Consider the following 7,751-nt stretch of genomic DNA (forward strand, 5'->3'; position numbering starts at 1 on the left):
TCCCTGTGGCGTTCGGGCCACGCCCGCCCCGGCGGTCCTTCGGGTGCCGGGGGCACAGTATGACCCGAAACCCCGGGTCGCGGGATGCGTCTTCGCGAAGTCGCTCCGCGGTCACCGGGTTCGGCTGTACGGGTGACCCCGTCGCTCGGAAATCCGGTGAACCGGTGGGCGCCCACCCACTCCGCAGCCGCCTCGTTCCACGACCGGGACGGGCACCCGCGCAACCCGTGGCGACGCCGTGGCGGAGGTGGGGGTATCCCCCCGGTGGATACGGCCACGAGCCCCATCGCCGAGGGCTGCCCTGCCCGACAAGCTTGTTGCCAACGGGGGTTCGACCCCGAGGTGCACGACTCGAACGAATCGGGGGCCGGCATGAAGCGCATGCATCGGGTATTGGTGACCGCGGCGACGGCGTTGGCGGTGGTCGCGGTGCCATCCGCCACGCTTGCCTCGGCGGAGCAGACGGATCGCCCGGATCGCGGCGGGCTGCAGAAGGGGCTGGACGACATCACGGCGAACGGCGCCTTGGGTGCGCTGATCGAGGTGCAGCGCGACGGCCACGTGTGGCGAGGCGTCAGCGGCGTCGCCGAACTGGGCACGACGCGGGAGGTGCCGGCACAGGGCCGGTTCCGCGCGGGCAGCATCACCAAGACGTTCGTCGCCACCGTCGTCCTGCAACTCGTGGACGAGGGCTGGTTGCACCTGGACGACAAGGTCGAGAAGTGGCTGCCCGGCGTGGTCCCCGCGGGTGATCGGATCACCGTGCGGCAGCTCCTCAACCACACGAGCGGGGTGCCCGACTACCGTCGGACGCTGCCGATGCCACCGACGCCGGAGTTCGAGGCCGACCGGTTCCGCACCTGGTCCGCCATGGAGCTGATCCAGCGGGCGGTGACCCAGCCGGCGACCTCCGAACCGGGGGGCGAATACGCGTACTCCAACACCGGCTACCTCCTGCTCGGCGAAATCGTCCACAAGGTGACCGGCCGGTCGTATGCCAGGGAGATCGAGCGCCGAATCATCGAACCGCTGTGGTTGCAGGGCACCTCGCTGCCGGGGACGTCGTCGCGTATTCGTGGACCGCACCCGAAGGGTTACCTCCCGGTACGGCAGGGCAACGAGACCCGACTCGTCGACTTCACCGAGATGAATCCGTCGCTGATGGGCGCGGGCGGCGAGATGATCTCCACGACGGCGGATCTGAACCGATTCATGGCCGCACTGGTCGGTGGGCGCCTCCTGCCGAGTCACCTGCTCGACGAGATGAAGACGGCGGGCGTCGAAGGGGGGCGGTACGGGCTGGGATTGCGTTGGCAGGACACCACGTGCGGGATTCCCGTGTACGGCAACGACGGCGATGCCCTGGCGTACCAGGCCTGGTCGTTCTCCACCCAGGATCGGCGCCGCCAGGTCACGATCGCGCTCACGCCCGACTTCCGCGGCGACCCCGACGACGCCGTCGAGGCCCTCCTGGACAAGGCGATCTGCGGCTGACCGCCAATCGGCGGGCCGAGGCGGCGGGCGGTCGGTGCGGCCGACTCGTCGGCCTGCGAATCGGCCCCGGGGACGGGCATCACGCCACGTAGGGGCGGGAAACGCCGGGCCACCCCGGCACCGTCCGGATCGGATCTGATCGGTCGAGGTCGGGGGCCCACGCGGCGGTGTGTACGACGGTTCCGGCGAAGGTGTCCAGGCCGGGGATGTCCGGGGTCATCGGGTCCTGGAAGAACCCGATCGCGCCGACCACGGCGTCGGCCCACTCCTCCCGCGCCCGACCGGCCGCGGACCGACTGGTGATCCGCCACCGCCGGCGGTCCTGGTGCCACGTAGGCGCCCGGCCGCGATCACCGCCCTCCCCCGACGCACCCCGGCCGGGGCCCGGCACGACCGGGCCCCGGCGACGGCGAGGGCGAGGGCGAGGGCATCGCAGACGCCGCGGCGCGGCGGGAGGCGTCGACGCGATTCGGCTCGACGGCGGGTGGCTCAGGCCCGCGGGTCTCTCTCGTTGCGCGCGTCGAACTTGCGCACTTCGTTGCGCATGTGCGGGCTCCACTTGGCGAAGAGTGCCCTGACCTCCGGCGTGGCCAGGTGTCGATCGAGCGCCTCCTGGGACGCCCATTGCTCCAGTACCGTGACGGTTCCGGTCGTCGCGTCCTCCACGCAGAACGAGATGGACACGTTTCCGGGGTTCGCCGCGGCGATCGGGTACGTCGCCCGGGCCTCGGCGGCGAACGTTTCGGTCTCCCCGGCGGGGACGAAGACCCGGCCGGCGATGATGATGTCCGTCCGGGCGGACGGTTCCGTTGCCGCGGTGTCGGCGACCTGGTCCCGAGGCGAATTCATTGTTCCTCCACTCGTCCGCCGCCTCCGTTCAGGCGGTGTACTGGTAGGCCGGGTAGGTGAGGTAGCCCGCGTCGCCGCCCTGGTAGTACGTGTTCTCGTCGGCGGGCGCGATCGGCAGGCCGGTGCGCAGCCGTTCGACCAGGTCGGGGTTGGCGATGAAGGCGCGGCCGAAGCTGATCAGGTCCGCTCCCAGCCCGAGCCAGTGGTCGGCGGAGGTCCGGTCGGTCTGCTTCGGGCCCATCGGGAGCACCGGGTTGACGACGAGGGTGCCGGGCCACCCGCGGCGCAGTCCGACCAGCACCTCCTCCGCCGCGGTCGCCTCCACGTGCACGTAGGCGAGGTCGAAGCGGGCCAACTCCGCCAGCAGGGCCGCGTACAGCTCCGGTACGTCCGTCTCCGCCACGTCCCAGAAGGTGCCGCCCGGGGAGAGCCGGATTCCGGTGCGGGCCGCGCCCACGGCGTCCACCGTGGCGGCGACGGCCTCGACGGCGAACCGGATGCGGTTGCGCACCGGGCCGCCGTAGGAGTCGGTGCGCAGATTGGCGTTGGAGGACAGGAACTGCGAGATCAGATAGCCGTTGGCGCCGTGCAGTTCGACGCCGTCGAAGCCGGCGTCGATGGCGCGCCGGGCGGCCTCGGCGTAGGAGCGCGCCTGCTCGGGCACCTCGGCGGTCGCCAGTGCGCGGGGCACCGGCGCGGGCTGCGGCCCGGTCGGGGTGAACACGTTGCCCGCGGCGGCCACCGCGGACGGCCCGACCGGCTGCAGGCCGGTGGTGTCGGGGTGCGAGATCCGGCCGCCGTGCATGATCTGGGCGAAGATGCGCCCGCCGTTGGCGTGCACGGCGTCGGTGACGGGCCGCAAGGAGGTCACCTGCGCGTCGGTGTACAGGCCCGGCGTGCCCGGGTTGGACTGGCCGACGAGGCTCGGCTGAAGGCCCTCGGCGACGATCAGCCCGGCGGTGGCCCGCTGGGCGTAGTAGGCCGCCATGGACGGGGTCGCAAGCCCCTCCGCCGCGGCCCGGACCCGGGTCATCGGCGCCATCACGACGCGGTTGGGCAGTTCCAGATCACCGAGACGGTGACGGTCGAACAACGTGGTCATGCCGGTACTCCTCGTACGGCTCGTACTGCCCGGTACTGGTGGCGGGCCCTGGCGAACGGGCCCGGTAGTACGCTAAAACCTCACATCAATGTGAGAGGCAAGTCGTGTGACCGGGGTCACGGACAGGAGTACGAGATGCGGATCGGCGAACTCGCGGCGCGGACCGGAGCCAGCGTCCGCTCGCTGCGCTACTACGAGGAGCAGGGGCTGCTCACCAGCGTCCGCAGCGCCGGCGGGCAACGGCACTACACCGACCACGAGATCGAGCGGGTCGCCTTCGTCCAGCGCCTGTACGCGGCCGGCCTGTCCAGCCGCACCATCGTCGAACTGCTGCCGTGCGTGGACTCGCCCAGCGACGACCATTCCGCCGCCGCGATGGAGCGCATGCTCCAGGAACGGGACCGACTCTCCGACCACATCGAGGAGTTGCAGCGCACCCGCAACGCGCTCGACGTGCTCATGGCGGCGGCCCGGGCCCAGCACGACACCGGTCGGTCGAACTGCACGGCCGCGGCGACTTCGTTCGCCTGAAGCGCGCGGCCCGCTCCGCCGTCTCGGCCGGGGCCGTCGGGCAACGCCGTCGCACCGCCGGAGCGGGCCCGCCGCGGCGGCGGTTACCGGGGGCTTCGGGGCGCGGGCGCGGGTGCGTTCGCCGCGAGGTACGCGGCGGCGGCTGCCGGGGGGTTCAGGGCCAGGGCGCGGGCGGCGTTCTCGGCCTCGTCCCCGGGGACCTCGACGACGGCGACGATGGACAGGCGTCGCCCACCGTCGCCGAACAGCCCTTCCGCGTCGAGGCGGGCCATCGCCGCGACCATCGCGCCCAACCGCAGTTCGAACTCGGCCTCCGCCTCGTCGTCGGGGAGTTCGTAGACCTGCGGTCGGGCGTCGAAGAGACCTCGGATCGGGGCGAGGTGCCGCTCCCCGTAGGTGCAGAACGGCGAGTCCGCGTAGGACCACCGCAACAGGTCGGCCTCGGCCGGGGAACCGCCCGCCGCGGCGGCCAGGGCCTGGGTCGACCAGGCCGAAAGCGACGGGCCGAACGCCTCGCCCGGCGTGACCAGCGCGCAGTAGTAGAAGTCGTGCTCCGGGTATTCCCGGAACAGATCCGAGACGGCGGCACCGGCGGCCCGGTACACGGCTTCGGTGAGGTCCGCCTCGGTCGGTATCACGTCGACTCCCTTGTGCACATGCGCTCCCGGCCGGCGCCGCCCGCAGGGACCCGAGGTCAGGTGGTCGCCGTACCTTATCGCCGGCCGGATCGACGACAAGGCCTCCGGGTTCGGGCTCGGCGCCGACGACTACCTGACCAAACCGTTCGAGTTTCGCGAACTCGTCATGCGGCTGCGGGCGCTGGACCGCAGACGCGCGCACGCCCGACCCCCGCTCAGCGAGATCGCGGGTCTGCGGCTGGATCCCTTCCGCCGGGAGGTCTTTCGCGACGGACGCCAGTGGCAGTGGGGGTGGGGAGCTCGCTGACGGCAAGACGTTTCGTCCTTCCGAGTGAACACCCGTAACCCCATGCGGACCTGCGTCGTTGCAAGATCGCAGTGCCTGCCATGTCCCACTCTCGCTGCCATGGCGGACGGCGCACGCGCCCCGCCGTCCCCACCACGGCCGCGTCCGTCTGCGAGGTCGACCCATGAACCCCACGCAACTCCTCGGCAGGGGACTCGCCTGCCTTCCAGCCGTGTTGGTGCTCACCGCGGCGGGCACCGCAAGTCCCGTCGGGCTCACCGCGCCCGCGCTGCCGGTGCCCGTGGTGCAGGTCTGCACCGGGTTCCAGACCGAGACGTTCGCGCCGGGATTGAACGCGACGCCGCGTCAGGTCGCCGGCCGAGGCGAGGGCGAGCTGACCTCGTGTCTGCCGTTCGGCGACTCGCTGCCCGCCTCGGGCCGCGTGACCTCCACGATGTCGGGGGTGATGACCTGCGTCGGGGGTACTCGCACCCGGGAGACGACCATCACCTGGGACGACGGCGGGAGCAGCACTCTCGAGGAATCCGGTGGCGTCGAGAGCCCGGTCGGCGGCAGGCGGGCGGCGGTCTTCAAGGGAAAGATCCTCTCCGGACGCTTCGCCGGCGCCACGACCGTCACCACCCGAACCCTCTCTCCCCTGCCGAAGCCTCCGTGCGCAACCGAGACGGGCCTCACCGAAGCCGCCGGCCCCCTGACGGTGGAAATCACCCACCTGCCCTGACCCAACGTCGGTCGTCGGGCCACGCGTTGCATCCCATGGAGGCTGGGCGCCCGTCGCTTCGAGCCGAGACGAGGAACGCCGAGTTGGGGTCAGCCCAGGCTCGACGACGTCGCGGGGGCCTGCACGCTGCCCTCCCGAACGGGACCCCCGGGTTCCGGGCGATCCGGGCCGTCGGCGAGGGCGGCGGCACGCAGCGCCGCTTCGACCCGGCGGTTGCCGGTCATGGATGCCGTGACGGCCGTCATCGTCAGGAGCAGGACGGCGGCGGCGTAGAGCGGGGTGCGGACGTCGTAGGCGGTGGCCAGCCAACCGCCGAGGAAGGCCCCGAACGGGGCGGCGCACATGGCCAGCATCCGGGAGGTGGAGGCGACCCGGCCCATGAGGTGGGCCGGGACGATCGCCTGCCGGAGGGAGGGGCCGAGCACCATCGTGGCGCCCATGCCCGCTCCGCAGACGGCGAGCGCCAGGCCGGCGACGTACGGGTTCGGGGCGGCGGCCAGGCCCAGGATGGCAAGCCCCTCGACGGCGGCGGTGCAGGTCAGTGCGGTGCCGGTGCCGAGTCGTCGGCCGAGCTGGGAAGCGATGCCCGCGCCGAGCAGGCCGCCGGTGGCCTCCGCCGTGAGGAGCAGGCCGAAGCCGTAGGTGTCGATGCCGAGGCGATCGTGCGCGAAGAGGGCGAGGACGGTCTCCACGGCGAGGAAGGCGACGTTCCCGATCGCCGGGCGGAGCGCGAGCCCGAGCAACAACCGGTCCCGGAAGACGTACGAGGCCCCGGCCCGCGCCTGCCGGAGCAGCGACTCGCGGGCCTCCGGCTCGGGCCGGGGCATGGCGGGCAGCGTACGTACGAGCAGTGCGGAGAGCATGAACGACACCGCGTCGGCGAGCAGCGGCAACGCCCGCCCGAGCGCGAGCAGCGCACTGCCCGCAGGCGGCCCGGCGAAGCCGGACGCGGCGATCTGGGTGCCGCGCAGGCGGGAGTTGGCGCGTTCCAGGAGTGCGGGATCGCGGCGGAGCAGATCGGGCAGATAGGCCGTGGCTGCCGTGTCGAAGAAGAGGCCGCCGACGCCGAGCAGGAAGGCGACGGCCGCGAGCAGTGGAATGCTCAGCACGTCGAGCACGGCCGCCGTCGCCGGGATGGCGAGCAGCACCGCACGTGCCGTGTCCGCGACCCACATCGTGCGCCGACGGTCCCAGCGGTCCACCAGCGCACCGCCGAGCACCCCGAAGAGCAACCACGGCAGCGTGCCCGCGGCCGTGACGACGGCGAGCGCCATCGGGTCCCGCGTCAACGTCAACGCGAGCAGCGGCAACGCGGCATGCGACACCCCGTCCCCGAGCGAGGACACCGTCTGCGCGGTCCACAGCCGTCCGAACCCGGTCGGCAACTTCCTTGCGTCCGAGATCACTTGGCGTCCCCCTCGGTCTGCTCGGGCACGGCCGGGTGGAACAGTGCGAAGACGAGTGACGCGTCCGGCAGCGACGGATCGGACAGCTCCCGGTACTCGTCCGCCAGCGCATCCAGCCGCGCCCCCAGCTCCGCGAACTGCTCCTCGGTGAGCCGCAGATGCGCCATCCGCACGTGCCGCTCACCGTCCACCGGCGACGCCTCCAGGTCCGCCACCGCATGCCGCATCAGCACATCCGGCCCTCCCTCGCCCGGATCCGGGAGCACGATCGACCGCGCGGCCATCGCGTAATACCGCTCGGTGACCCCCCGCACCTTCCGCGTGCGCACCACCTTCACCAGGCCGGCCCGCTCCAGCAGCCGCACGTGATAGCTGGAACTCCCCTTCGCGAGGCCGACCCGCGAGGCGATCTGGGTGATCGTCGCCGGCTCGAAGCGGAGCACGGCCATGATCCGGTGACGCGTGAGATTGGAGACGGCGCGCAACTGCTCGTCGGTGGTGACGTGAATCGTCTCGGGGAGATCGTCCGTAGGCATGCGAGTAATGGTCAACACTTCTTGACCATTGCGCAAGGGGTTTCGTTCGGACTTTCCGAATCGGCGCCGACGGGGGCCGGCCGCAGCGCGACCGCCCGCCCGGCGGGGCGCCGCCCAGCCGGGGGCGGCCCCCCCGGCGCCCGGGCCCCGGGGTGGCTCGGGCGGCA

Annotated in this window: 9 protein-coding genes and 1 pseudogene; 4 read left to right on the forward strand and 6 right to left on the reverse strand. The window is 72.2% G+C overall.

Going from position 1 to position 7,751, the window contains the following annotated elements; translation table 11 throughout:
- The first annotated feature begins 372 nt into the window (after positions 1-372).
- A complete protein-coding gene (locus ACFXMF_RS45525) occupies positions 373-1,494 on the forward strand; it encodes a serine hydrolase domain-containing protein (RefSeq protein ID WP_379992874.1) in 1,122 nt (373 codons plus the stop codon).
- A 79-nt stretch (positions 1,495-1,573) separates the two neighbouring features.
- Here the strand turns inward: ACFXMF_RS45525 and ACFXMF_RS45530 are convergent, their stop codons facing one another.
- The 3 genes from ACFXMF_RS45530 to ACFXMF_RS45540 form a co-directional block, all read right to left on the reverse strand.
- The gene (locus ACFXMF_RS45530) at positions 1,574-1,747 is read right to left on the reverse strand and encodes a hypothetical protein (RefSeq protein WP_360322891.1); all 174 of its coding nucleotides are present in this window, start codon (positions 1,745-1,747) and stop codon (positions 1,574-1,576) included.
- Between the two features lie 236 nt (positions 1,748-1,983).
- On the reverse strand, positions 1,984-2,343 hold the full coding sequence (locus ACFXMF_RS45535; protein WP_379992537.1) for a putative quinol monooxygenase: 360 nt from the start codon (positions 2,341-2,343) through the stop codon (positions 1,984-1,986).
- Positions 2,344-2,371: 28 nt separating this feature from the next.
- A complete protein-coding gene (locus ACFXMF_RS45540; RefSeq protein WP_379992536.1) occupies positions 2,372-3,445 on the reverse strand; it encodes an alkene reductase in 1,074 nt (357 codons plus the stop codon).
- 135 nt (positions 3,446-3,580) lie between these two features.
- Between ACFXMF_RS45540 and ACFXMF_RS45545 the strand changes: the two genes are divergently transcribed.
- A complete protein-coding gene (locus ACFXMF_RS45545; protein ID WP_360322897.1) occupies positions 3,581-3,976 on the forward strand; it encodes a MerR family transcriptional regulator in 396 nt (131 codons plus the stop codon).
- An 83-nt stretch (positions 3,977-4,059) separates the two neighbouring features.
- Here the strand turns inward: ACFXMF_RS45545 and ACFXMF_RS45550 are convergent, their stop codons facing one another.
- Complete coding sequence (locus ACFXMF_RS45550; protein ID WP_379992535.1) at positions 4,060-4,614, reverse strand: DUF4303 domain-containing protein; 555 nt, start codon at positions 4,612-4,614, stop codon at positions 4,060-4,062.
- Between the two features lie 79 nt (positions 4,615-4,693).
- Here ACFXMF_RS45550 and ACFXMF_RS45555 point away from each other — a divergent pair.
- Both ACFXMF_RS45555 and ACFXMF_RS45560 read left to right on the forward strand, forming a co-directional pair.
- Positions 4,694-4,891, forward strand: a pseudogene (locus tag ACFXMF_RS45555) (response regulator transcription factor); the annotation flags it as partial.
- Between the two features lie 193 nt (positions 4,892-5,084).
- Positions 5,085-5,642: a hypothetical protein gene (locus tag ACFXMF_RS45560; protein WP_360322901.1), complete on the forward strand. Its 558-nt coding sequence runs from the start codon at positions 5,085-5,087 to the stop codon at positions 5,640-5,642.
- 89 nt (positions 5,643-5,731) lie between these two features.
- Here ACFXMF_RS45560 and ACFXMF_RS45565 read toward each other — a convergent pair whose 3' ends face one another.
- Together ACFXMF_RS45565 and ACFXMF_RS45570 are read right to left on the reverse strand one after the other, a co-directional pair.
- The gene (locus ACFXMF_RS45565; protein WP_379992538.1) at positions 5,732-7,027 is read right to left on the reverse strand and encodes an MFS transporter; all 1,296 of its coding nucleotides are present in this window, start codon (positions 7,025-7,027) and stop codon (positions 5,732-5,734) included.
- A 17-nt stretch (positions 7,028-7,044) separates the two neighbouring features.
- Entirely contained in the window at positions 7,045-7,584 is a 540-nt protein-coding gene (locus ACFXMF_RS45570) for a winged helix-turn-helix domain-containing protein (protein WP_360322905.1), read from the reverse strand.
- Positions 7,585-7,751 lie beyond the last annotated feature (167 nt).

This window comes from Embleya sp. NPDC059213 (genome assembly GCF_042754445.1).
Classification (GTDB): Bacteria; Actinomycetota; Actinomycetes; order Streptomycetales; family Streptomycetaceae; genus Embleya.

Bases quoted from the DNA above. Each gene is read 5' to 3' on its own strand.
- ACFXMF_RS45525 (WP_379992874.1), top strand. From the start codon at position 373: ATGAAGCGCATGCATCGGGTATTGGTGACCGCGGCGACGGCGTTGGCG.
- ACFXMF_RS45535 (WP_379992537.1), bottom strand. From the start codon at position 2,343: ATGAATTCGCCTCGGGACCAGGTCGCCGACACCGCGGCAACGGAACCG.
- ACFXMF_RS45540 (WP_379992536.1), bottom strand. From the start codon at position 3,445: ATGACCACGTTGTTCGACCGTCACCGTCTCGGTGATCTGGAACTGCCC.
- ACFXMF_RS45545 (WP_360322897.1), top strand. From the start codon at position 3,581: ATGCGGATCGGCGAACTCGCGGCGCGGACCGGAGCCAGCGTCCGCTCG.
- ACFXMF_RS45560 (WP_360322901.1), top strand. From the start codon at position 5,085: ATGAACCCCACGCAACTCCTCGGCAGGGGACTCGCCTGCCTTCCAGCC.
- ACFXMF_RS45570 (WP_360322905.1), bottom strand. From the start codon at position 7,584: ATGCCTACGGACGATCTCCCCGAGACGATTCACGTCACCACCGACGAG.